Annotated in this window: 25 protein-coding genes, 1 tRNA gene and 1 pseudogene; 16 read left to right on the top strand and 11 right to left on the bottom strand. The window is 36.6% G+C overall.

Features of this window, described 5'->3' with window-relative positions; translation table 11 throughout:
• Nucleotides 1–588: 588 nt before the first annotated feature.
• A complete protein-coding gene (locus MSG95_RS06160) occupies nt 589–1,287 on the bottom strand; it encodes an NAD(P)H-dependent oxidoreductase (protein WP_324624621.1) in 699 nt (232 codons plus the stop codon).
• A 157-nt stretch (nt 1,288–1,444) separates the two neighbouring features.
• Here MSG95_RS06160 and MSG95_RS06155 point away from each other — a divergent pair, with 157 nt between their 5' ends.
• Complete coding sequence (locus MSG95_RS06155; RefSeq protein WP_077164709.1) at nt 1,445–2,479, top strand: AraC family transcriptional regulator; 1,035 nt, start codon at nt 1,445–1,447, stop codon at nt 2,477–2,479.
• 42 nt (nt 2,480–2,521) lie between these two features.
• Here MSG95_RS06155 and MSG95_RS06150 read toward each other — a convergent pair whose 3' ends face one another.
• Nucleotides 2,522–3,514, bottom strand: coding sequence for a fatty acid desaturase family protein (locus MSG95_RS06150; protein ID WP_004705820.1), 993 nt, complete (start codon nt 3,512–3,514; stop codon nt 2,522–2,524).
• Between the two features lie 106 nt (nt 3,515–3,620).
• Nucleotides 3,621–4,421: a PaaX family transcriptional regulator C-terminal domain-containing protein gene (locus tag MSG95_RS06145; RefSeq protein WP_004705821.1), complete on the bottom strand. Its 801-nt coding sequence runs from the start codon at nt 4,419–4,421 to the stop codon at nt 3,621–3,623.
• Between the two features lie 344 nt (nt 4,422–4,765).
• On the opposite strand from MSG95_RS06145, the gene MSG95_RS06140 reads away from it, so the two are divergent.
• The 7 genes from MSG95_RS06140 to MSG95_RS06110 all read left to right on the top strand — a co-directional run bounded on the left by MSG95_RS06140 (nt 4,766) and on the right by MSG95_RS06110 (nt 10,413).
• A complete protein-coding gene (locus tag MSG95_RS06140; protein ID WP_004705823.1) occupies nt 4,766–5,584 on the top strand; it encodes an undecaprenyl-diphosphate phosphatase in 819 nt (272 codons plus the stop codon).
• 158 nt (nt 5,585–5,742) lie between these two features.
• Nucleotides 5,743–6,636: an AraC family transcriptional regulator gene (locus MSG95_RS06135; protein ID WP_004705824.1), complete on the top strand. Its 894-nt coding sequence runs from the start codon at nt 5,743–5,745 to the stop codon at nt 6,634–6,636.
• A 46-nt stretch (nt 6,637–6,682) separates the two neighbouring features.
• Nucleotides 6,683–7,681 carry an NAD(P)H-quinone oxidoreductase gene (locus tag MSG95_RS06130; RefSeq protein WP_004705825.1) on the top strand — a complete coding sequence of 333 codons (999 nt, stop codon included), beginning with the start codon at nt 6,683–6,685 and terminating at the stop codon, nt 7,679–7,681.
• 201 nt (nt 7,682–7,882) lie between these two features.
• Nucleotides 7,883–8,758, top strand: a complete 876-nt coding sequence (gene hchA / locus MSG95_RS06125) for a glyoxalase III HchA (protein WP_004705826.1) — start codon at nt 7,883–7,885, stop codon at nt 8,756–8,758.
• A gap of 133 nt (nt 8,759–8,891) precedes the next feature.
• Nucleotides 8,892–9,401: a hypothetical protein gene (locus MSG95_RS06120; RefSeq protein WP_004705828.1), complete on the top strand. Its 510-nt coding sequence runs from the start codon at nt 8,892–8,894 to the stop codon at nt 9,399–9,401.
• Between the two features lie 328 nt (nt 9,402–9,729).
• Nucleotides 9,730–10,089, top strand: coding sequence for a hypothetical protein (locus tag MSG95_RS06115; RefSeq protein WP_004705829.1), 360 nt, complete (start codon nt 9,730–9,732; stop codon nt 10,087–10,089).
• 33 nt (nt 10,090–10,122) lie between these two features.
• The gene (locus MSG95_RS06110; protein ID WP_004705830.1) at nt 10,123–10,413 is read left to right on the top strand and encodes a hypothetical protein; all 291 of its coding nucleotides are present in this window, start codon (nt 10,123–10,125) and stop codon (nt 10,411–10,413) included.
• 53 nt (nt 10,414–10,466) lie between these two features.
• Here the strand turns inward: MSG95_RS06110 and MSG95_RS06105 are convergent.
• A tRNA-Arg gene (locus MSG95_RS06105) sits at nt 10,467–10,539 on the bottom strand.
• Between the two features lie 315 nt (nt 10,540–10,854).
• Here MSG95_RS06105 and MSG95_RS06100 point away from each other — a divergent pair.
• Nucleotides 10,855–11,109 carry a TIGR03643 family protein gene (locus tag MSG95_RS06100; protein ID WP_004705831.1) on the top strand — a complete coding sequence of 85 codons (255 nt, stop codon included), beginning with the start codon at nt 10,855–10,857 and terminating at the stop codon, nt 11,107–11,109.
• Between the two features lie 84 nt (nt 11,110–11,193).
• On the opposite strand, the gene MSG95_RS06095 is transcribed toward MSG95_RS06100, so the two are convergent.
• Both MSG95_RS06095 and MSG95_RS06090 read right to left on the bottom strand, forming a co-directional pair.
• Complete coding sequence (locus tag MSG95_RS06095) at nt 11,194–11,334, bottom strand: DUF2256 domain-containing protein (protein ID WP_077164707.1); 141 nt, start codon at nt 11,332–11,334, stop codon at nt 11,194–11,196.
• Nucleotides 11,335–11,338: 4 nt separating this feature from the next.
• A complete protein-coding gene (locus tag MSG95_RS06090; RefSeq protein WP_004705832.1) occupies nt 11,339–12,862 on the bottom strand; it encodes a cryptochrome/photolyase family protein in 1,524 nt (507 codons plus the stop codon).
• A gap of 288 nt (nt 12,863–13,150) precedes the next feature.
• On the opposite strand from MSG95_RS06090, the gene nudC reads away from it, so the two are divergent.
• Nucleotides 13,151–13,930: an NAD(+) diphosphatase gene (gene nudC, locus MSG95_RS06085; RefSeq protein WP_004705834.1), complete on the top strand. Its 780-nt coding sequence runs from the start codon at nt 13,151–13,153 to the stop codon at nt 13,928–13,930.
• 97 nt (nt 13,931–14,027) lie between these two features.
• Here nudC and MSG95_RS06080 read toward each other — a convergent pair whose 3' ends face one another.
• Entirely contained in the window at nt 14,028–15,383 is a 1,356-nt protein-coding gene (locus MSG95_RS06080; protein ID WP_004705835.1) for an amino acid permease, read from the bottom strand.
• A gap of 379 nt (nt 15,384–15,762) precedes the next feature.
• Between MSG95_RS06080 and prpF the strand changes: the two genes are divergently transcribed.
• The 3 genes from prpF (at nt 15,763) to MSG95_RS06065 (ending at nt 18,450) form a co-directional block, all read left to right on the top strand.
• Complete coding sequence (gene prpF / locus MSG95_RS06075) at nt 15,763–16,950, top strand: 2-methylaconitate cis-trans isomerase PrpF (RefSeq protein ID WP_004705836.1); 1,188 nt, start codon at nt 15,763–15,765, stop codon at nt 16,948–16,950.
• A gap of 160 nt (nt 16,951–17,110) precedes the next feature.
• Nucleotides 17,111–18,022, top strand: coding sequence for a polyprenyl synthetase family protein (locus MSG95_RS06070; RefSeq protein ID WP_000097114.1), 912 nt, complete (start codon nt 17,111–17,113; stop codon nt 18,020–18,022).
• A 59-nt stretch (nt 18,023–18,081) separates the two neighbouring features.
• On the top strand, nt 18,082–18,450 hold the full coding sequence (locus MSG95_RS06065) for an MmcQ/YjbR family DNA-binding protein (protein ID WP_004705837.1): 369 nt from the start codon (nt 18,082–18,084) through the stop codon (nt 18,448–18,450).
• Between the two features lie 69 nt (nt 18,451–18,519).
• Here the strand turns inward: MSG95_RS06065 and MSG95_RS06060 are convergent, their stop codons facing one another.
• The 4 genes from MSG95_RS06060 to MSG95_RS06045 all read right to left on the bottom strand — a co-directional run bounded on the left by MSG95_RS06060 (nt 18,520) and on the right by MSG95_RS06045 (nt 21,580).
• Nucleotides 18,520–19,374, bottom strand: coding sequence for an SPFH domain-containing protein (locus MSG95_RS06060; RefSeq protein ID WP_004705838.1), 855 nt, complete (start codon nt 19,372–19,374; stop codon nt 18,520–18,522).
• A gap of 28 nt (nt 19,375–19,402) precedes the next feature.
• Nucleotides 19,403–19,864 carry an NfeD family protein gene (locus MSG95_RS06055; protein ID WP_004705839.1) on the bottom strand — a complete coding sequence of 154 codons (462 nt, stop codon included), beginning with the start codon at nt 19,862–19,864 and terminating at the stop codon, nt 19,403–19,405.
• A gap of 105 nt (nt 19,865–19,969) precedes the next feature.
• A complete protein-coding gene (locus MSG95_RS06050; RefSeq protein ID WP_004705841.1) occupies nt 19,970–20,887 on the bottom strand; it encodes a patatin-like phospholipase family protein in 918 nt (305 codons plus the stop codon).
• Between the two features lie 66 nt (nt 20,888–20,953).
• Nucleotides 20,954–21,580 carry a lysophospholipid acyltransferase family protein gene (locus MSG95_RS06045; RefSeq protein ID WP_004705842.1) on the bottom strand — a complete coding sequence of 209 codons (627 nt, stop codon included), beginning with the start codon at nt 21,578–21,580 and terminating at the stop codon, nt 20,954–20,956.
• Nucleotides 21,581–21,707: 127 nt separating this feature from the next.
• Here MSG95_RS06045 and MSG95_RS06040 point away from each other — a divergent pair, with 127 nt between their 5' ends.
• From MSG95_RS06040 to MSG95_RS06030, 3 genes and pseudogenes are all read left to right on the top strand, one after another.
• A complete protein-coding gene (locus MSG95_RS06040; RefSeq protein ID WP_004705843.1) occupies nt 21,708–22,955 on the top strand; it encodes an MFS transporter in 1,248 nt (415 codons plus the stop codon).
• 81 nt (nt 22,956–23,036) lie between these two features.
• Nucleotides 23,037–23,226: pseudogene (locus tag MSG95_RS06035) on the top strand (hypothetical protein).
• Between the two features lie 272 nt (nt 23,227–23,498).
• Nucleotides 23,499–24,803, top strand: a complete 1,305-nt coding sequence (locus MSG95_RS06030) for a DcaP family trimeric outer membrane transporter (protein ID WP_004705844.1) — start codon at nt 23,499–23,501, stop codon at nt 24,801–24,803.
• Nucleotides 24,804–24,900: the final 97 nt, after the last annotated feature.

The following is a 24,900-nucleotide window of genomic DNA, read 5'->3' as shown; positions in this document are numbered from 1 at the left end:
CCTTGAACTTCAAGACATTTTTTTAAAAGTAACAGAGTTAAACCGTTTAAACTGTGTTGCCTTCAAAGCTTTTAATTACAAGTTTCAAAGCTTTGATAACTCCATGTAACAAAAATAGCATAATTACACTAAGAGTAAATCTGTTATATGAACTGGGGAGTACTCATTTTTTATACAAAAAAAGTCAATAAAGAATGAAATGTGGAGAAATTTTTACATTATTAAACTATTTTAAATAATTGATATTTATATTTTTAATCTATTAGTAATAAGCCATGTATTTATGACATTTTTGTCAAAAATCCAAGAAAAATGGTCAAAGATTTTTTTGTAAAAATATGAGTTGATTGATCATGAAGTGAGTATTAGTTATCATTTTTACAGGATAAGTCTAGTTTATCTACATGTGTATATTATTGATTCCATTTTATATTATTCATAATAGTGCATAAGTCAGTATTTATTTTTTTACCATTTGATCAATTTTGGGGTGTTTCCAGCAGATAAGTTTAACCGTCTAAAATACAAAGAATGAACCAAATTAAAAGTATGAATACAATTCTTCCGATTTAGAGTTAAAACAAACCGTTAAAGGGGATATAACTTTTCATCAAATTGTTCAAGTTTGGGAAACTTTAAAGGTTCAAGCTGGTCGAGGTGGGTAAGGTACGTTATATAGTCCTCAAGAATGGTTTTTCGTGCTTCTTGGCTAATATAAGGTACATGATAGGCAATGAATGGTGGAAGAACTTCAAAACCGCTATAAGCCAAGGTACCGCGTTGAATAGGTGATAGATAATGCTCTATTGGTCCGTGAATAGAGTTCTCGCCAAACATATGCGTTCTACCGCCTAATGTTAGACAGAGCATCGCTTTTTTACCCGCCATACCACCGTGGTTATAAAACCGTTTTCCGCCATAAAAAAGTCCTGAAACGAATACGCGATCAATCCATCCTTTTAAAATTGCCGGGACAGAAGTCCAGTAAAGAGGAAAGTTTAAAATAATCAAATCTGCTCGTTTTACTTTTTCAATTTCCGCTTGAATATCAGCTACTAAAAGGTTTTTCTTGGTGGCATTACGTTGTTCTAATGCGTAATTGAAATAGTCAGGTTGATTGAGTTCTAAAAAATCCTCTTTGGAAGCTACAGGGTTGAACTGCATTGCATACAAGTCAGAAACTTCTACACGATGACCCAACTTTTTAAATGTTTGCTGAGCTGTCGTTTTTAATGAAGCTGTAAAAGACTGTGGCTCTGGATGCGCATGAACGATCAAAATATTCATAAGGGGACCTGTATTCTTTTCAGAAATTGTGCTGTCTAGTGCGATTCACTGGATTCCATTTTGAACAACTATGCATCAATTTAAAAACGTGGCATAGTTCATGAACTGACAGTTTTTACCATTTGACGCCACAATTATGATTGCTAGTGGACCATGCATGAATCCAGAATTACCTGGAACTTATATTAATTTATTAGTCGATATAGTTAAGCAATGGAATATCTCGGGTGATCAGCTTCTAGATGGAAGTGGCATAACATTAGAACAATTAACCAAACCCTATTGGTATGTTGAATTTAATGCTTTAAACAAACTTTTTGAACATGCTATTGAACTCATTCATGAGCCAGCATTAGCGGGTTATTTGGCTTTGGAAATGAAAGCATCTTGTTATGGTTCGGTAGGTATGGCGGCCATGGTTTGTGCAAATTTAGAAGAAGCCCTAAAAACACTTGAACAATTTATTGGATCACGTTGTGATGCATTTAAGCCAGAGTTAAAACAAGAACAAGATTATATTTACTGGTCTATACGCCAGCCTTTGAAAGCTTTTCAGTTGAGTCCCAATGCTAGTATTTTTTTATTATTAGGTTTTGTTCAAATCGCGAAGCATCTAACAGGATTATCATTTTTAGGTACCGTTAAGTTAAATATGTCTGAACCCGTCGGTTTTTCAAAACTAAAAGACGAATTGGGTGTAGATTGTTTATTTAATGAAAAACAGAATTTCTGGATTTTTCCAAAAGAATATTTATCGCAGCCTATCCTAACTGCCGACCCGATGCTTACACCTTTACTAAAAGCACAGTGTAAAAAAGATATCGATAAATTGAAGTTACGCAGCGGATGGAAAGTAGAAATTAGCCACCTAATTAAAAAATTATTGATCAATAGTCAGGGGGAAATGTTAAAAGTTAAGCAAGTCGCTCACATGATGAATATGTCAGAGCGGAGCCTACAGCGGTATTTGGCAACCGAAAATACAAGTTTTTCAGTATTAGTTGATCTAACTCGAAAGCAGCAAGCACAAGATCTTTTAGAAAATAGTGCAATATCAATTGAAGCTGTGGCTTTAAGTTTAGGTTATGCAGATACATCCCATTTCACTCGCGCATTTAAACGCTGGATGGGAGTGACACCGAAGTATTATCAAACTCAGTTAAAACTAAAAAAATTAGATATACGTGAATAATAAAGAAGACCACAAATTTGAAAGTGGTCTTCTAAATAAGCATTAAGTTGATGATTCTTGTTTTGATGAAAGTGAATGAATCACTTCAAAATAGCTAGGTGGGACTGGAACATGACCTCGTTCTCTTAATACTTTGTGCATACGCGGTAATTTAAAATATGGCACTGAAGCCATTAAATGATGTTCCATATGGTAGTTTACGTGGATTGGTGCAACAAAACTTCTCGCGATCCACCCAGCTTTGGTTGTTCGAGTATTGGTTAAAGCAGTATTGCTGGTTTGCATTCCAGCATGTTCTGCCATAGAGCGAATACGTAAAAAAAGTGGGAATGGGGTTAAATAAGCCAGAGGCCATAACCAATAAAAACGTTGCTGACCAAATGCTTTTAGAACACCATAAAGTGCCAGATTGGTTGCAATAGCGCCCGTACTGTTTTTTGCAATACTCTTTGCATAGTCAACGAAATTTTTATGACTGCGGTCTAACCAAATTTGGTCATTGGCAACAGTCCATTTCATGACATCCAGATCCATTAAAACTCGACCTAAGCTAAACTTTAAGCCAGTCATACCTGTTAAGTCCCGTAAGAATTTACGAGTTAGAGATTTTTTACTGACAGGAAAACCAGCAACTAAAGAAAGATCTGGGTCATCTGGAGTAGACGTTTTTGCATGGTGACGAACATGGTGTATACGATATTTTTGAAGATCATTCCAGATGGGGCGGGCGCATAGCCATTCACCGACGAAATCATTTATTTTCTTATTTTTGAACAGACTTTTGTGAGACGCGTCGTGCATTAGAATTGCAAGACATAACTGACGACCCGCCAAGATTGCTAAGGCAAGCATACATGCTAATAATTTACCCCAACTCGGTAAGTAATCCCACATCATGATTAAGCTGGCGAATGTTCCACCAATAACAGCCCATGTACTGGCAACAGCCCAAGCACCATAGGCATCTGAAGGTTCGGTAAGCTCTTGTATTTCTTCTCTGCTAAATAGGTCCGTAACACTTACCTGTGTATTCATTGTTATTCTCCCAAATTAGAGTTTGGTATCTATATTTTATATTACAAATATAGTTATAAAAATTTAAAAAGTGAAATATTTGTTTGTAAAAAAATAAATCAGATGACTATAGGTTTAATTCTTGTTCATATATTTTTTTCCAAAGTTTTTGGCCAATCGCGTCTAGCTGCTGTACATCCTGAGCAAATTGATTACGCGCAGACTCATTTACAAATGGAGCTGGTAATAGGGGATCATTCATGAGTAATGCAATCGTTTCCCTACCTAAAAGAAGGGCTTTAACTGCAGCATCATTTAAGGAGAGATGAGTATAGTTCTCAAGCCAGTGTGTGATATCTCGACTATACATTTCATAATTTTTTTCGAGTTGTTTGGTATCCCATAAAGAAAAAATTTGCTTAAGCGTTGAGGGTTCGAAATAGTGAATAATACAAATTTTTGCTTCTTTCTCTAGCCCAGCTAAAACAAGCTCCTCACAGGTTTTTTCAAAACTATAAGCTAAATTGTCTGGGCGGATGTAAATACCCGTTTCTAATTCTTTAAAACCAAATTGACGCAGCACACGTTCACGTTTTTTAAGAGCAGTTCGGTCTATACGGCCCAGTGTGCCTGTAAAAACAGCAAGATAATGTTGCTGCCATTCTTTAGTTTGTTTAATACCATTTTTACGATTGAGAATTACTTTTGCCCAATCTTTCGTAGAAGGTGAAAGTTGATAGATTCCGCGTTCTACGCTTTCAATCATACCTTCATTTAATAAACGGGTTGTCGCAACTCGAATACCGTTTTCACTTAAGTTAAACAGTTTGGCAGCCACCAAAATTTGTTTAATCGTAAGTTGAGGGTAAGCAGAGGAAAGAAAGAGATCGATAATCAGATGACGTGCGTTGATTTTAGTATTTTTCATTTTGTTTAAATTTTAAATATAAATGACATATGCTTGAAATAATATCATGTTTGTTTGATGTTTTAAGATGGTTTCTTGGCTTGCTTGAGTGTAAGAACTTTTATGTATAACTAGAAGATGATTTGTTTTTGATTAGATTTTATCTTTTTACGATAGTTAACCTAAGTTTGTCATAATGATGTGATACATTATTGCACTTTAAATAATCGGCCTTTAATTAAAGGCAATAACCAAAATGCTAGAAATGATCTGATATTGAACATGAATTAGGCCAAAGTATTGGTTTATCCATGATATAAAACAACTTTTTAGACCTTTCTAGTGATTAACTTTTTGAGCAAGTGATGGAAAATTTTGAAGTTATAAAAGCACTATTTCTAGGATTTGTTGAAGGTTTAACTGAATTTTTACCAATTTCCAGTACTGGCCATTTGATTTTATTTGGTCATATTATCGATTTCCATTCAGATGGTGGTCGTGTATTCGAAGTAGTGATCCAGTTAGGTGCTATTTTGGCAGTATGCTGGTTATATCGACAAAAAATTATTAACTTGATTAAAGGCTTCTTTAGTGGCGATGTAGAGTCGCGTCATTTTGCTTTTAGTGTATTAATTGCTTTTTTCCCAGCAGTGATTATTGGTGTTTTAGCCGTCGATTTTATTAAAAGCGTTTTGTTTAGCCCAATTGTGGTTGCGATTGCCCTCATTGTTGGCGCACTGATTATTTTCTGGGTTGAATCTAAACAGTTTGAGCATAAAACATTAGATGCAACAAAAATCACGTTTAAGCAGGCATTTTTAGTTGGTCTTGCTCAATGTGTTGCGATGATTCCGGGAACATCTCGTTCAGGTGCGACAATTGTAGGCGGGATGTTTGCAGGTTTATCACGTAAAGCCGCAACAGAATTTTCATTCTTCCTTGCAATGCCGACCATGTTAGGTGCAGCGACATTTGACTTAATTAAAAATGCTGATGTGTTGACCTCAGACAATATGATTAATATTGGTGTTGGTTTTGTTGCAGCATTTATTGCAGCTTTATTTGTAGTAAAGGCACTAGTACTTTTTGTTGAACGCCATACGCTACGCGTATTTGCTTGGTACCGTATTGTGCTCGGTGTCATTATTTTGATTGCAGCAATGTTCTTTAACTTATCTGCTTAATCATCAGATTGAATAAAAAAACCTAGAATCTTCTAGGTTTTTTTATGCCTAAAAATAGCTTTAACTTGCTTATTTATACAAAGTACTACCAAGAAATACTTTTCCCTTTTAGTTTGATTGATATAGTAAATCTTAAATAGCCCGTAAAAAATAAAGCAATGCAACAGAATGATTTGATGAAAAGATTGGTAGAGGCTTTTTTATATTTGGCTCCTCAAGAAGGGCTGTATCCTACCTATATTTCAAACATCACCCTTATGAGGGTAGATCATTCCACACAACCTGTTGCTGTATTACAAGAGCCTTCAATTGTTTTAGTCATACAAGGCGTAAAGCGTGGTTATATCGGGAAAGATACTTTTCAGTTTCAACAAGGCCAGTGTTTACTCATCTCGATAGCTATTCCTTTTGACTGCGATACGTTGGTTGAAAATGAACCGATGCTGGCAATTGCGATTAAGTTTGAAACGCAAATGATGGCTGATTTAGCCACTAAAATGGATAAAGACCAGCAGCCATCTATAGATGAGCTTGAAAAAAGAGATATAAAGCTCAGTTGTGGTTTAAATATTATAGACATGAACACGGTAATATCTGAGGTTGCTTTACGCTTGTTGAATTTACTTCGTTCTAAACAAGATACTGCGATATTGGGAGAACAGATAAAACGAGAACTCATTTATCGGGTTTTGCAGGCAGGTAGTCGCGATTTAATCGAAAATCTTTCGGCTATGATAAGTCGAAATAGTGTGATTTATACAATTTGTGAAATTATTCAAAGAGATTACTATCATAATTTAACGGTTCAGGAACTTGCTAAACAAGCAGGAATGAGTGTCTCTCTTTTTCATCAAGCGTTTAAGAAAGTCACGAACTATTCTCCATTACAGTACATTAAGATTACTCGATTACATAAGGCACGTGATTTAATCTTAAATAATCAAATGGGTGTTGCTGAAGCCGCCTATCAGGTTGGGTATGTAAGTGCTTCACAGTTTAGTCGAGAGTTTAAACGGCTGTTTGGAGTTCCACCTAAATCTTCAATGAATTAAAGTAAATCAATACATTTAAAATATAAACCAAACATGGAGCATATCAATGAGTCTTCCAACAACCATGAAAATTGTTGAAATTACGGTTCCTGGCGGACCTGAGGTCTTAAAACTTCAAGATTCAGATGTTCCAGTTCCTCAAGCAGATGAAGTGTTAATTGAGGTAAAAGCTGCTGGAATTAACCGTCCAGACGTATTGCAGCGTATGGGTTTATACCCAATGCCTAAAGGTGTTACGCAAATTCCGGGTCTTGAAGTCGCTGGGGTCGTGGTTGCTGTAGGTGAACAGGTGCAACAGTTCAAAGTTGGAGACAAGGTTTGTGCTTTAACCAACGGTGGTGGTTATGCAGAATACTGTGCTGTCACTGCAACGCAAGTATTGCCAATACCTGAAAATCTAACATTTACCCAAGCTGCTGCGATTCCGGAAACATTCTTTACAGTTTGGGCAAACCTGTTTGATATCGGCCGTTTAAAAGAAAACGAAACAGCACTGATTCATGGTGGTGCAAGTGGTATTGGGACCACAGCTTTAGCGATTTGCCATGCTTTAGGGATTAAAACTTTTGCTACAGTTGGAAGTGAAGATAAAGTTGCAGCACTCTCTAACTTAACGACTGCAATTAACTATAAAACCCAAGATTTTGAGCAAGAAATTTTGAAACACACCCAAGACCCAGGTGTTGATGTGATTTTGGATATTGTGGGTGGTTCATATTTCTCGAAAAACTTAAATCTATTAAAACGTGATGGTCGACTTGTGATTATTGGTTTTATGGGCGGTCGAATTGCAAAAGAATTTGATTTGCAGAAACTGATTTTAAAACGTGCAACCATTACTGGCTCAACCATGCGAGCACGTAATAGCCAAGAAAAAGCCCAGATTGCTCAGTCATTACATGAACATGTGTGGCCGTTATTAGCGCAAGGCAAGTGCTTACCGCAAATCTATAAAACTTATGATTTTTCAGATGTACAAAGTGCCCATGCATGTATGGAACAAGGTGACCATATTGGAAAGATCGTTTTAGAGATTAATACTTAATTTAATCTGTGATAGTTTAGGTGAACGTCATGTTTGCCTAAACTGAAATTTATAATTATTAATTGTGCCTATTTCTATATAAAAATTGCCAAATTCTATTGGCGTGTTGCACCAGTTTGTTGATCTAAATATACATGTACTAAGAAATAATAACTGGCTTAAAGCTGTTATTTCGTTCTTCAATTCTAAAGGATGGTAACAATGAATACCCCAGCATCAAATGATAAAAATCCGACTCCAGATTTGGCAGAAGATAATGCATTCTTCCCATCACCATACTCACTGAGCCAATATACTTCTCCTAAAACAGATTACGACGGTACGACCTACCCAACGCCGTATACAGGTAATAAAAAGGTCTTAATGATTGCAACTGATGAGCGTTATATCCAGATGCAAAACGGTAAGTTCTTTTCTACCGGAAACCATCCAGTAGAAATGCTTTTGCCGATGTTTCATTTAGATAATGCTGGTTTTGAAATTGATGTTGCGACACTTTCCGGTAATCCAGCCAAACTTGAAATGTGGGCAATGCCAAAGCAAGAGCAGGTAGTATTAGATACTTTCCAGAAATATGCAGATAAATTAAAAAATCCGCTAAAACTTGGCGATATTTTAGAAAATGCAGTGGGGGAAAACTCTCCATATGCGGCTATATTTATTCCGGGTGGGCATGGTGTTTTAGCTAAGATTCCACATAGCTTGGATGTCAAAAAAGTTCTGAAATGGGCAGTTGAACAAGACAAATTTATAATTACTTTATGTCATGGTCCAGCTTCGCTGCTTGCTGCGGCAGTAGATGAACAACCTGAGAATTACATTTTTAAAGATTATCAAATTTGTGTATTCCCTGATTCCTTAGATAAGGGGGCAAATATTGATATCGGTTATATGCCGGGAGCTTTACCGTGGTTAGTCGGTGAGAACCTTGAAAAACTCGGTGTGAAGATTCTGAACACTGGCATTACAGGTCAATGTCATAGAGATCGTAAATTATTAACAGGCGATAGTCCGCTTGCTTCTAATAATTTAGGAAAACTTGCAGCTGAAACGTTGTTGGCTGAAGTGAAGGATTAAACATACTGGTTAAAAAAATAGGGCTTTTATTAAGTCCTATTTTTTTTATAATAAATAATGTATTAGGTGTAAATTTGAAAATGATAAATGATGCAAAATCAGCATAATAAGTAAGAAATAGGAGAATATTAAAATGATAAAAATGGAAGATATAAATCTACTTGAGCAAGGGTATAAGTTGGTATTTGATTTAAGATCATCTTCTTCAATCTTGATGGATAAAAATTATATCAAAAATATACAGAAAACTACGTTGGATAAGGGAACAACTATGGGGCTTAAGGGTGACAAAGGTTTATATGCAACAGCTGAATGGTGGGAAAATATCAAAAATGGCAATATAGAAACTTATTGTGTAAAAGGAGTAATAGTTGGGATTAATGAAGAAAATCCTTTTATAGAGGGGAATATAATGATTACAATTAAAGTAAATGGAACGAATAAAGAAATTTTTCAAGATATAGTTTTTACTAATGAAAGAGAAAAAATTATTAGTGAAGAGCTTTACAAAGCTGGAAATGAGATAGTATCCATTTATATTCTTGATAAATTAAAAGATGAAGATACTTGTAATTGGGTAGTAGAAGAGAAATTGGGCGTTTCTCCATTACTTAATAGAGTTTACATTAAGGATAAAGGTTAAAATTATTTAATATTAATGGGTTATAGAAGTTTAATATGGGTGAAGATGAAATTAATATTATAGCCTATAATTACGTGGGTTATATTATTTAAATGAGGATAAAATAGTTGTAAATAGTAAGAGCTGTTGAATCGAGTATTGTTCAGAACTCTGGGTCTATAGTTTATCATCTATAGACATCACTACAGTGTACTTGTGCCTTAGGGGTAAATATAATGTGACGGTTATGATATGGGAACTAAATAGTTCTAAATTTTTATATAAAAGATGTGAAATAAAAGTATTTTAAAATAAAGCTATCAGGTTTTATTTAGATAAAGGAAATAATATGAGAGCTTTTTTAGTATGTTTGATTGTTTTTCTTAGTGGTTGTAGAGCTGCAGAAATCAATAACGAGTATTATTTTCAGCAAGGTTTTAATGTATCAACTGTTGTGAATCTAGCTAATTATGTCTATATAATTAAAGAGTTACAAAAACAAAAAGATGTGGATATATATGTTCCTTTATTACTTATTGCACAAGATATGAGGAGAATCTCAGAAAAGGATTTAACTCTTTATGATAAAAATAATTTATGTCAAGTTAAATATTTTATAGATAATAGATATTTAAATGATCAAAGAAAGATTCAACAAGATCTCTTGGAAACTAAAAAATGGATTTTAAATCTAAGTTACTGTGATTAAATTTATATATGAAAATTTAAAAATTGGAACTATATGAGAAATTATATTCTAAATTTATCCGATGATTTTTCTGAGTATGCTTGGGAGATTGAGTCGAAAGGATGTTTTGCAGTAGATATTAAGATATTTGATAAAATATATACTTTCAATTTTTATGATCCAATCAGATTAAATCAAACAATAGAAGATGACTTAAATTCAAATCAATATTTTTTTTATGAAAATATGGTTGTATTGCCAAAAGTGAATTTAAGGAATATTGAAAATTTTATAGAAGATATAATTGATACTCCTTATCTATTATCTTTTTCTACAAAAAGATAAATGTTCATTATTATCTTATATATGGTCTTCAACTAGACTATTTATATTATATGTGCGCCCTGCGGGACTCGAACCCACGTCGGTCGCTTAGGAGGCAACTGCTCTATCCAGTTAAGCTAAGGGCGCATAATTTAATGATTATAAACGAAAAAGCTATTGCCAAGGCAATGGCTTTTTTTTCATGTTTTAGGTATTAAAAATTTTACCATAGTGGTTAATAAAAAGTTAAACCACTCAAAGGTTTTAGAACTGTTTATGTCTTATATAAAAAATAGAGTTTATAAAGCTAAAAAATCACAAAAAATTCATGTTTGCCTTTCTATGATCTGAAGCAAAACACGAAAACATTCAAGGCAAGCAATCGGGTAAGTGAAGCTATTTCAGAAAGGTTCTTTGTTAAAGAATCAGATTTGGTTACAGCATAATTTAAAAGGGCATAACATGAAAAAAATTGATGAACAGGACTTATCTAGAATTATTGAAATGGCATGGGAAGATCGAACCCCATTTGAAGCAATTGAGCGAGAGTATGGCTTGCGTGAAAGTGAAGTTATTCGTTTAATGAGATACAACTTAAAATCGAGCAGTTTTAAACTCTGGCGCAAGCGTATGGCAGGGCGTAAAACCAAGCATCAGCAATTACGTTCACCAGAAGTTGAAAGAGCTTACTGTTCTCGCCAGTATAAATATGCTTAAGAGCATCAAATATAATCAATTGAAAGACAACTGATTCAACATGAAGAGTAGTGTTGAATCAGTTAAAACAATCGCGTGAAATATTTACTTATTTGAGCGGGCTTGTCGTTTACATCTTTCAGAGCAATATTTTACTTCTTCCCAGCAACGTTCCCATTTCTTTCGCCAGTCAAAAGGGCGTTGACAATAGACACATATTTTCTGGGCTAGATGCTGTTTTTTCATGATCTTAAAGCTCATCAAGTTGATGAATAAGTAACTTTGCATGCTGCATAACAGAAGCTTTATCTTTCATACGATCAAGGTTTTTGTAGACCATCGCCATTCTGGGATTTTGACGAAATATGGCCTCATGCTGGCTCATAAAATACCAATACAAGCTGTTAAATGGACAACTGTCTGGTTCAGTTTTGGTTTTGACGTTATATGTACAGTGCTGACAATAATTTGACATTTTATGTATGTAATTACCTGATGCAGCATAGGGTTTACTTGCCATGGTGCCGCCATCTGCATACATGGCCATGCCTAATGTATTCGGTAACTCAACCCATTCATAAGCATCGACATAGACAGCTAAATACCATTCGCAAATTTCAGATGGATTTACACCTGCTAAAAGTGCAAAGTTGCCTGTAATCATTAAACGCTGAATATGGTGAGCATAGCCATGTTCAAAGGTATTTCTGAAACACTCGGCCATACATGCCATTTTTGTATCACCTGTCCAGTAATATTGTGGCAGCGGCGTGGTGGCATGAAGGGTATTTTGATCGCTATAGCCAGGCATAGACAACCAATAGATTCCACGCACATATTCCCGCCATCCTAAAATCTGACGAATAAATCCTTCTACTGCATTTAAGGGAGCCTGTCCGTTGTAATACGCTGTTTGGGCAGCGTCACATACCTCTTTTGGTAATAACAATCCACAATTTAAATAAGGCGAGAGCAGGCTATGAAACATAAAGTCTGAACCATAAACCATAGCATCTTGATAATCGCCAAAGTGGGGCAAGCTGTTAGAAATAAAATGGTCTAAAGCAAGTAAGGCATTTTGACGGGTTGTTGCCCATTGAAAGGAATCGATATTGCCGATATGTTGAGAAAATTCTTTCTTGACCAGTTGAATAACATCTATATCAATTTGATCATGCTCAAAGGTTAATTTTGGTGGCAAAGGTGGATTGCCTGACCACGCTTTTCGATTGGCTTGATCAAAGTTCCATTGCCCGCCTACGGGTTGTTGGTCATGCATTAAATAGTGAGTTTGCTTGCGCATTTCTCGGTAAAAGTATTCCATCCTTAGCGTTTTATATTTGTTTGCCCATTGCTTGAATTGTTCTACGGTACAAAAGAAACGATCATCTTCTAAACAAATAACAGGTAGTTTTAGTGAGTTAGACCATGAAGTATCGATTTCATGCTGTAAGCGATACTCACCACATTGGGTAACGACGAGAGCATTCGCGAAGAAGTGTTGCTGCTGCAAAGCAATAAAGTCGACTAACTTTTTTATATGACTTTCGCGCTTAAATGTGTGATAAAGGATTTTCCAGCCCTGTGCTTTTAATTCTTTTGCAAAGTGTCGCATTGCACTAAAAATCAGCGCTATTTTTTGTGGATGATGAGCAACATAAGATGTTTCCTCAAGTACTTCAGCCATCAAGATAACGTCTTCATTTGGGTTTAAATACTTGAGCGTTGCGAGTTGGTGATTTAATTGATCACCCAGAATTAAACCAAATCGCATATTTTTGCTTCATGAGATGGGACTAAAACTAGTCTAAATTTTTAGAGATCAATTTTATGTGAAGCAGTGCTTCTAAGTTCATCACTGGTCAGTTAGCTATAAAGTCATAGATATAACTTAAAAGCATAGCATGCGTGAATAAAATGTGATTTTAATCAAAAAGATACAAATTAAATAAATTGAAGATGTTTGCCAGTATGCGTAAGATTTTTGAAAAATATGTTTTAAGTCTGATCCTTTTGAAGGAGCTATAGAGGCCGTCGAAAGGTTCTTCACTCGAGTATATAAATGGATACCAACAACCTTCCTATTGCTTATATTTTTCAGCAGCAACAACTTTTGGTTGATGCGAATTTTAATTTGCCTTGCCTTCAACAGCAGGAACATGATTTACATATACAAGCAGACCCTCAAGTAATAGCAAGAGATTTCCAAGAAGGTGAACCTATACCAAATGGATATCAGTTCATACCTATCCGCCAACTCTTGCAGTATTGGACTAAATCGCAGTTTGAACAGGCGAGTCGTGCTTTTCAGTTACTAGAGTGGCGTCGTAATCATCAGTTTTGTAGTCGTTGCGGACATAAAACCCAGCAGCATAAGACTGAATATTCTATGACTTGTCCTGCATGTAATTTTAGTCAATATCCTAGAGTTAACCCTTGTGTGATTACTATTATTACACGTGGAGAGAACGAGATTTTGCTGGCTAAAAATGCCAGAAATACAACCCAGATGTACAGTTTAATCGCTGGCTTTGTCGAGGTAGGGGAAACACTAGAAGATGCTGTGCGACGTGAAACATTAGAAGAAGTTGGATTGCACATTAAGAATATTCAGTATTTGGCGAGTCAACCATGGCCATTTCCGAGTAACTTAATGTTGGCTTTTAAAGCTGAATATGAAGCGGGCGAAATTGAAATTCAGGAGAAAGAGCTCAGTGATGCACAATTTTTCAAACTTGATCAATTACCTGAAATTCCATTTAAAGGCAGTATTGCGCATGCAATGATTATGCATGTTATTCATGGTACACCTGTCGCTGATGATACGAAACAGTGGCTCTAAATAGACATTCAAATATGGTTTTAATCTTAGAGCCTTAAATAAAAAAGCCATTGTCGAGACAATGGCTTTTTTCATGTTTTAAGTACAAATGTTCAGATTATTGTTCTTTAGCATTGAGTACTTTAAACAAAATAAACATAAGAACAATCCAGATCGGAATCATCATTACAGACTCTTTAAAGCCTTGGCTCCACATAATGTAGAGTACAACAGCAATGAAACCTAAAACCAAATAGTTACTAAATGGTGCCCAAAGTGCAGGGAAGTGAGTTTTTTGACCGAGTTTTTTCATTGCTGATTTAAACTTAAGGTGAGTCATACTGATCATCGCCCAGTTCAACACCAATGCGCCAACTACAATGTACATTAAGTGGCTTAAAGCATCTTCAGGTACAAAATAATTTAACAGAACACAGCCAAAAATAAGTAATGCAGACAACAAAACTGCTGGTACAGGTACACCTTGTTTGTTTACTTTCTTGAAGATTTTTGGCGCATTACCTTGTTGAGCTAAACCGTAAAGCATACGGCTATTGGCAAACATCCCGCTGTTATAAACAGAGAGGGCAGCGGTTAAAATAATAAAGTTAAGTAAGTGTGCAGCCCAACCAATACCCATTTGACTAAAGATCATAACAAATGGACTTTTATCGAGACCGCCAAGATCTAATTGGTTCCATGGCACTAATGAAAGTAAAATTGCCAATGAACCGATATAGAAAATCAAGATACGGAAAACAACTTGGTTAATTGCTTTTGGAATGGTTTTTTTCGGATCTTTTGCTTCTGCCGCAGCCATACCAATCAGTTCAATACCACCAAAGGCGAACATCAAGAAAGCCAACATGTAGAACAGGCCACTAAAGCCATTTGGAAAGAATCCACCATGTGTCCAAAGGTTGCTAAATGAAATGCTTGAACCTACATCTGCTGTAAATAGCAAGTAAAGTCCAAAAATAATCATTGAGATAACCGCAACAACTTTAATAATAGCGAGCCAGAATTCGGACTCACCATAAAATTTGACGTTTGTTAGGTTAATTGCCGTAATCACGACAAAGAAAAATAAGACAGACGTCCACGCTGGAATATGAGGCCACCAATAATTAATATATTTGGCTACCGCAGTAAGTTCGCTCATCGCGACCAGAACGTAGAGTATCCAATAATTCCATCCAGCTAAAAATCCGGGAAATTTCCCCCAATATTTATAAGCAAAATGGCTGAACGATCCTGCAACAGGTTCTTCAACAATCATTTCTCCCAAATGACGCATAATCAAAAATGCGATTAAGCCGCCAATGGCATATCCTAAAATAATGGATGGTCCCGCAGATTGAATCACTTGCGCCGAGCCTAAAAATAATCCGGTACCAATTGCTCCACCCATAGCAATTAATTGGATATGTCGATTTTTTAGTCCTCGTTGCAGTGTAGAAGATTCGTTGGTCAAAGGTCTTCACTCACTATGAATAAGTAAATTATTCTAATAGATGGATTTATTTTAGCCTAGACTACAAATTAACAAGCGGTGACTGAAAAGTAACACTAAAAAATATTTAAAATCATTAACTTGCTTTTAATAATGCAAAAATGATTGGAAAATATTCTAAAAATATATTTTTTGATAGACTCTTTTTTTCATGATTTTGCTTAATTCGGTCATTGCGAGCATGAATCTAAATTCTCAAAATAAGTCTGCGTCAATACGATTGATGTATAAAAGCATAACGCTATCTCTAGATCACAAAACGATTTAAGATGAAGCGAATGACTAAACAAGTCTGTTTGTTTCGAGATATAAAAACACAATAGTAAGGATAACAGTTGATATGAGCTCAGTACCGCAAATTAAAATTCCAGCAACTTACATGCGTGGTGGAACCAGTAAAGGTGTATTTTTTAAAGTTGATGATTTGCCGGAAAGAGCTCAGGTGGCAGGTCAAGCAAGAGATCAACTCTTACTACGTGTCATTGGTAGTCCAGACCCTTATGGTAAACAAATTGATGGAATGGGTGGAGCGACTTCAAGTACAAGTAAAACTGTTATTTTGGCTAAAAGTACCCAGCCAGATCATGATGTCGACTATTTGTTTGGACAGGTTTCAATAGATCAGCCTTTTGTGGACTGGAGCGGTAACTGCGGTAATTTAACTGCTGCGGTTGGCTCATTTGCGATTTCAAATGGTTTGGTTGATGCAAATCGAATTCCTGAAAATGGTCTCTGTACTGTTCGAATTTGGCAAAAAAATATTCAAAAAACCATTATTGCGCATGTACCTATTAGCAATGGTCAAGTTCAAGAAACTGGTGACTTCGAACTGGATGGAGTGACTTTCCCTGCTGCTGAAGTTCAAATTGAGTTTCTAGACCCTGCCGATGATGGTGAAGAAGGCGGCGATATGTTCCCAACAGGAAATGTGGTCGACCAACTAGATGTACCTGAGATTGGCAGTTTTCAAGCAACATTTATTAATGCAGGTATTCCAACCATTTTCTTAAATGCAGAAGATTTGGGTTATCAAGGTACAGAGTTGCAAGATCATATTAATGGTGATGCAGCAGCATTGGCACGTTTTGAAAAAATTCGTGCATATGGGGCTGTACAAATGGGTTTAATTAAAGATATTTCAGAAGCAGCTGCGCGTCAGCACACACCAAAAATTGCTTTTGTTTCTAAACCGAAAAATTATACAGCTTCAAGCGGTAAAAACGTTTCAGAAAATGATGTCGACTTACTGGTTCGTGCTTTGTCGATGGGTAAACTTCACCATGCCATGATGGGAACAGCAGCAGTAGCAATTGGTACGGCTGCTGCCATTCCGGGTACATTGGTAAATTTAGCAGCTGGTGGTGGCGAGCGTGAAGCAGTGCGTTTTGGACATCCTTCTGGAACATTACGTGTTGGTGCTCAAGCTGAACTTGCAAATGGCCAATGGGTGGTAAAAAAAGCCATTATGAGTCGTAGTGCACGTGTCTTAATGGAAGGCTGGGTTCGAGTTCCGGGCGATAGTTTCTAAAAGTTATTTAAATGAAGGAGCCTCTCTACTATAGAGAGGCTCTTTTGCATGTGGCATCCATAACACATCACGCACTTTTTACAGCGAATCGTGTATGATGTAGTACACGAATGTTTCATAACATTTAATAAAATTTCTCTACTGATTTTACGAGGCGACTGTGTCATCACTCTCTCAAGTTAATGCGGATGTTTTAAAACAAGCTCAACAACGTATTCAACAAGATTTATTGACAACACTCGCTGCATTTTCAATTCCTGAACCTTTAAAAAGCGCAGTACACCATGCCGTTATGCTTGGTGGAAAACGTGTTCGTCCGGCTTTGTGTTACGCCACAGCTTCTTTACAAGATAATCCAAATTTTGCTGCGGCTCGCCGTGCTGCAGTTGCAGTTGAACTTATTCATTGTTACTCGCTAGCGCATGATGACTTGCCTTGTATGGACAATGACTTGCTTCGTCGTGGTCAGCCAACGTGTCATGTAGCATTTGGTGAAGATACCGCTTTACTTGCAGGCGATATTTTACAATCAATGGCTTTTGAGGTTTTAGGTAGCCGTTTATTTGATGAGCAAGGGCAGGGAACTGATGCTGCAATTGTATTAAAGCAAATTCAAATTTTAGCAACAGCCAGCTCTAAAATGGTTTGTGGACAGGTTTTAGACCTACAAGCTGAAGCTAAACAAATTTCTCAAGACGAACTAGAAAATATCCATCGTAATAAAACGGGAGCGCTTATTCAGGCTGCCATTATGATGGGTGCAGTGACAATTTTCTCTGGAACGGATCAAGCAATTCCGAAATTGCGCCAGTATGGACAAGCGATTGGACTGGCTTTTCAGGTGCAAGACGATATTTTGGACATTACCTCAAGCACTGAAACTTTAGGTAAAACTGCGGGTAAGGATGAACAAGTACAAAAGTCGACTTATCCTGCTTTAATGGGACTTGAGCAAGCACAGGTTTATGCAAAAGAGTTGCATGACCAAGCTTTTGAGGCTTTAGCGCATTTTGGTGAAAATGCAAAAGAGTTAGTTGAGATTTCACAATTCCTTTTAGCCCGTACCAACTAATATAAAATCAAATTAATAATCCTGCTTGTATTCATATTGAATGAATAAAGGAGATAAGAATGAATGGTGATCAGCTCCATCAAGTTGCAATAGAGATTGCGTGTAATCTTCCTTTTAGTGAGCAAAGCCAACCCTTTGGTCCAGAATGCGACGTCTTTAAAATTTTAGAAAAGGTGTTTTTGTTAGTAGGGGAAGGAACGGGCACAAAAATGATTACTGTTAAATGTGATCCATATAAAAGTCAGGAATATCAGGAGCTTTATCCTTTTATTATTCCGGGGTATCACATGAATAAAAAACACTGGATCTCTATTAATCCGCATAAAAACTTAACACGTGATTTACTTCAAGATTTGATTCGCGATTCTTATGACTTGGTTGTAAAAAAGCTCCCTTTGAAAGATCAGAAAAGATTAAACAACCAATAATACTCAATATAAAAACGGCGACTTGATGGTCGCCGTTTGTATTTCAATGACTTATTTGAAGCAATTAAATTAATTATGCTTTCCCATAATGCCACGAATTGTATTTAAAACATCGGCAGGTAACACAACAGTTTTGGCATTGCTTGATTTTGCCATCTCTTGCATTGCTTTAACGTACTGTTCACCTAACAGGTAAGCGACAGGTGTTTCTTTATCGCCCACTGCGCTTGTTACCATTTCAATCGCTTTTTGAGATGCTTCTGCTAAGACAACTTGTGCTTCTGCATCACGGCGGGATGCTTCTAAACGCCCATCAGCTTCTAAAATAGCAGCTTGTTTCTCACCGTCAGCTCTAGTCACTGTAGCACGACGTTGACGTTCAGCAGCAGCTTGCGCTTCCATGGCAGCTTGCATGGTTGAAGATGGCTGAATGTCTTGAATTTCTACGGTTTTTAAAGTGATACCCCAATCCGAAATATCATCAGAAATCGCAGCTTTGAGTTTAGCTTTAATATGATCTCGTGAAGACAGTGCATCATCTAGATCCATTTCACCAACAATAGAACGTAGTGAAGTCTGTACAAGGTTTTGAATGGCCCATGTATAGTTTTCAATGCCGTACACTGCTTTTTCGGGAGTAGTCAAATTGATATATGCTACTGCATTCATAAGTAATACAGCATTATCACGCGTAATCACTTCTTGAGATGGAATATCAAGCACAATATCTTTAGTGGTGACTTTATATGCCACTTCGTCAATATAAGGAATAACGAAGTTAAGCCCTGGATTAAGTGTAGAATGATATTTGCCTAAACGCTGAACAATCCATTTATAACCTTGAGGAACAATACGTACTCCTTTAAAAATGGTAACTGCTACAAAAGCCAAAAAGGCTAAAACAATAATGGTACCAACTGGCATGAAAATAACCTCTCTTTATCTTTAATGTTTATGAAGTACTGTGGGGCTGGACAATTAAGTCATTACCCGAAATATCAATGACTCGAACCCGATCACCGACTTTCACAGGGGTGGTGCTTCGACAGTTCCATTCATCGGCCCCTAAAATAGGCATAGGGAAACGAACAATAATTTGGTCATGAGCGAGTTCGGTTTGAATCACCATACCAATTTGCCCAATGGTGGCTTCACGAGGTAAACCCGCTTTAGTTTTATCAATCGACAATGGTTTAATAAATTTGAACCAAAGAATAGTGCACAGCACCGATAAAATAATCCACAATACAATTTGTGTTGTGAGGCTAATATCTGGAAATAGCCAATAGAGAAAGCAAACCATGATGGCTGCAATACCAAACCAGAGAGCGGCAAAAGCAGGGATAATCAGCTCAGAAAGAATAAGTAAGATACCCAATACAAACCAGTGCCAAGGTTCTACAACAAACTCCATAGATCTGCTCTTTTATATATCTTTATGATGGGTAAAAGTGATCTCATATCACTTTTACCACTGTAGCAGATGATGGTAGGTGTGGATAGAAAAAAACCACCTCAATTAAAATTTAGGACGTGGTGCTGGCTTAAATGCGGCTGGAGATTTTTTGAAATTCGCAATTGCAGTTTCAATTTGACGAATTTGACCTTGAGCAGCTTTCTCACCCTCTAAAATAGCTTCATTGCTTGATTTTAAATCGAGTGTACCTAGGTGTCCGACTTTAGGTTGGATGACTACGTTTGCTAGCTTTAACTCTTCATTAATACTTTGTTGACCCATAATATTAATGGTTTGATCAAGTAATCCCCACATATTCGCTGGGCGATTTCCTGCTGGACGTGCTGAAATATCAACCGCAATCACAATATCTGCACCCATATCACGTGCTGTTTTTACAGGAATTGGGCTAACTAATCCGCCATCTACATATTTTTGATTACCAATAGTTGCAGGTACAAATACGTTTGGAATACTACAAGACGCGCGTACGGCTTGACCTGCATTACCTTTAATGAAATCAGCTTTTTGACCATTATCAAGGCGAGTTGCTACCGCGGCAAAACGAATTGGGAACTTCTCAATCGGCTTGTTGCCAACGTTACGGTTCACGTAGTCCTGTAGCTTTTGCCCAAGAATAATACCTTGGCGATTAAGCGTTAAATCACGAATATCAGATTCTTGCAGTTTAAGTGCAAGATTTTGGAGCTGATAAGGTGTTTGTCCGCTGGCATAGATACTTCCTACAAAACTGCCGGCACTTGTACCCGTAACAATTTTAGGCTTAATACCATGTGATTCTAAAACCTTGATAACACCAATATGTGAAAATCCTTTTGCTCCACCGCCACCTAAGGCAAGTGCGATTACTGGTTCGCGTGCTTTAACTGAAGTGGTCGGTGTTGGTGTTTTGCTGAACTTATCACAGCCGAATAGGGCTAAAGAGATAAATCCGATACTGGCAAATTGAGCAATTTTCATCTTTAAAAACAATCTATGGCAAGATAAATTAAGATGGCTCATCAGACCAGATTCGTTCAACTTTTGCTAGGTTTTTTTCACAAGATTTTGTAAAGGCTCCGCAAGCCAATTACGATTTTTCGGTGATATTTTTCCTTTATAACGTTCAAAAATCTTTTGTAGATCTTCATCATAGTTACCACTTGGATTTAAGTGTCCTAGGCAGTGAATAGTTTTACGATCATAATCAAAAGAAAACATCACAATCGGAATATTGGCTTTTGCAGCAATATGATAAAAACCACTCTTCATTTTTTTTGCTTTCTTACGTGTGCCTTCAGGTGCCATGCCAATCCAAATTTTGTCATAGTCTTGAATCGTGGCTACTACTTGTTCCGTCAGTCCATTGGCTGAGTCACGTTTTACAGGAATAACACCTGCCCAATCTAGAGCGCGTTTAAACGGTGGCTTAAATAGACTGTCTTTGCCTAGCACCGTAATTTGAATACCCAATCCAAAAATGGCAAGAAAACCATACCAGCCATCAATATTAGATGTATGGGGAGAAATAATAGCTACTGCTTTAGGAAAGTTGGGCACTTCACCTTCTATAGTCCAACCTTGAGCCAAAAAAAGTTTTTTAAATAATGCTCGACTTAAAGCATTACCACGTTGAGGTACCTCTGGAGGGAGGGTAGGGAAATGTTGTTCCATATTTTTAAGTTTTAAATCATCCTTTGTTTTATCTTAATCTTTTGAAATCTGTGCTTCATTGGCAAAATGTAAGACCACACATGGTATTTCATGTGATTACCGCATAAAGAAATAAAAGTAGGTATATATGTTCCGACAGCAAAATCTTTATTTTTTGCTCTTTTCCCTTTATTGGGCACAAGGCTTACCTGTGGGGTTTATGACCCATGCCTTGCCAGTAATATTAAGAGCCCAAGGTGTTTCACTAGCACATATTGGTGGTTTTGGGCTGCTCATGCTGCCTTGGTCAATCAAAATATTTTGGGCACCGTGGGTAGACCGTCATGCGATTTCACGCTTAGGACATTATCGGAGCTGGATTTTACCTACTCAGCTTTTGACGGTGGCCGTACTTTGTGTTTTATCTTTCTTTCCCATTCAAGCCTTAGATCAGCCGCTGTACTTATTTATATTTTTTATTGCACTGTTATTTATGAACTTGACGGGCGCAACACAAGATATTGCAACCGATGCTTTAGCTGTTAATTTATTGCAACACGATCAGCAGCATTGGGGAAATACTTTTCAAGTGGTAGGTTCTCGGCTTGGTTTTATCGTGGGTGGGGGAGCTGTGCTGTGGTGTCTAGACTGGTTGTCATGGCAGCCGACATTTTTATTACTAGCTGCTTTAGTCTTCGTCAATACGCTACCAGTTTTACTATTTAAAGAACCTGTTCATAGTTCTCATTCTACTAATGAACCTAGCCAGCTAAATTTAGTCACAAAAATTAAGGCTTATTTGAGTTATTTTTCTCAAAATAAAGAACTTCGATCTTGGTTAATGGTACTTATCACTTTTAAAGTGGCCGATGGCTTAGCTGGGCCGTTACTCAAACCCTTAATGGTTGATATGGGATTAAGTTTTACCCAAATTGGTGTTTACATCACTATGCTAGGCGCTGTAGCTGCTTTAGTGGGGGCATTTATTGCAGGGTGGGTATTAAAGTATTTGTCTAGACCAACTACATTAATTAGTTTTTCAATATTAAAAATCATGAGTTTAGGTGCTTATGTTTATTTGGCTTATGCTTACGAGCAAAACATAAAAATAAATGCATGGCTTATCTATACTATAAATGCTTTAGAAGATGCCTTTGCCGCGATGTTACTCGTTGTAATGTTAACCTTAGTCATGCATTACAGCCGAAAGAACTATGCAGGCACTGATTTTACTTTTCAGGTTTCGGTCATGGCGACCGTAAGTGGTGGGCTTTATACTTTGAGTGGTGTTATTGGAGATGTACTTGGTTATTTCCATTATTTGATAGCTATTGTCACTATTGCTGTACTATTTTTAATTCCTATTTACGTATGGAAAGCAACAAAAACTGTATAAAAAATGATATTAAGTCGATGAAATAAAGAGACTTAAATCAGCTTAAGTTATGTTAAAAAATGGTGGTTATGTATTTTAGTCATTCTTTTAAAAATGTATATTTTTAGCTATTCAAATGGCTTATTAATTATGCCATCTTGTTTGAGTAGCAAATGGAAGCTAGATGGAGAAAAGGGATGCGGATAACAAGAAAAATCATGTGAATCAATCGATTTGGATAAAAGAATATTCAATTAGACTGTATATTAGCCTAAAGTCTAAAAAAGAATAATGAAATAATGATTTAATCATTCTATAAGATAAGAGAGTTGTGTAGGATTCGTTACAACATGAAGTTAAGGTAAAAGTTCTGTAAACAAAAAGCTGTTTTGATGTTTTTGATTTGGAATTTTTAATCTTACCCAGCGTTAAAATTGGTTTTGATTGCGGTAATAAAATTAATGCAATCAAATTTGGAGAAGAGTTGATTTTTTAGTGCTCAATGGTCACACGAATCAACTTGGCATGGATAAGCGACATAAAATATATTTTTAGGAGTTTTTGATGGATCTATTCCTTAATCGTAAATCGTTTGTTGTTAAAAGTTTAGCTATTACAGTAACAGCTTTAATGATGAGTGGGGCAAATGCGGCAACCTCTGAAAAAGAGGAAATTCAAAAACTTCGTCAAGAAGTTGAAGCATTAAAAGCATTAGTTAAAGAACAGCGTCAAGTACAACAGCAGCAGCAACAAGTACAGCAACAACAGCAAGTACAGTTAGCTGAAGTTAAAGCACAGCCACAACCAGTTTCTGCGCCAGCTTCGCCATTAGCTGGATTTAAATCTAAAGCTGGTGCCGATGTAAACCTTTATGGTTTTGTTCGTGGTGATGCTAACTACATTATCGAAGGTGCAGATAATGACTTTGCTGACGTTAGTAAGACTGATGGTAAAACACACGATAAATTACGTGCAACTGCTAAAACAACACGTCTTGGCTTAGATTTTACTGCTCCAGTAAATGATGCCAAAGTGGGCGGTAAACTCGAAGTTGACTTTGCTGGTTCAACAACAGATTCAAATGGTTCATTGCGTATTCGCCATGCTTACTTAACGTATAATGACTGGTTATTTGGTCAAACGACATCTAATTTCTTATCAAGCCATGCACCAGAAATGATCGACTTCTCGACAAACGTCGGTGGTGGTACTAAACGTGTACCGCAAGTACGCTATGGCTATAAGTTAGGTCCAACTACACAATTGTTTGTTTCTGCTGAAAAAGGCGATAGCACTTCTGCGGCAACTGGCGATAGTATCAAGTATAGCTTACCTGCATTAACTGCTAAAATTACTCAAGGTTATGCAGACGGTAGAGGTTCTGCATCAGCTCGTGCTTTAGTGGAAAATTATAAATCATCAATTGGTGATGATAATAAAACTGGCTGGGGTATTGCTGCGGGTACAGACTTTAAAGTTTCTGATCCTTTAAAAGTATTTGCTGATGTTTCATATGTAGTTGGTGATAGTAGCTATTTATACGGTAGTAACGCTGCCTATACATTGGTAAATAACAATATCGAGCAAAATAAATTTGTTGCTGTACAAGTAGGTGGTACTTATAAAATTCTACCTAACTTACGCTCAACTTTAGCGTACGGTGCAGAATTTGCTGATGATGGCACGGATTATGCTAAAGTATATACAGCTGGTAATGAAAAAGTTCAGCAAGCGTGGATCAACTTTATTTATTCACCTGTTAAGCCAATTGACTTAGGTCTTGAATATATTAACGGTAAGCGTGATACATTTGCTGGCAAGTCTTACAAAGATAACCGTATTGGTTTAATGGCAAAATATAGCTTCTAATTTTTCAAAGATTTAAGTGTGAAAAAGTCGAGGTTCTAGTTAACCTCGACTTTTTATTTGTAGTTGAGTTAAATAATACTAAGCGCTTAAAAATGAT

The sequence above is a fragment of the Acinetobacter sp. IK23 genome (assembly GCF_035615275.1).
GTDB lineage: Bacteria > Pseudomonadota > Gammaproteobacteria > Pseudomonadales > Moraxellaceae > Acinetobacter > Acinetobacter seifertii.
This window is presented reverse-complemented; position numbering and strand designations above follow the sequence as displayed.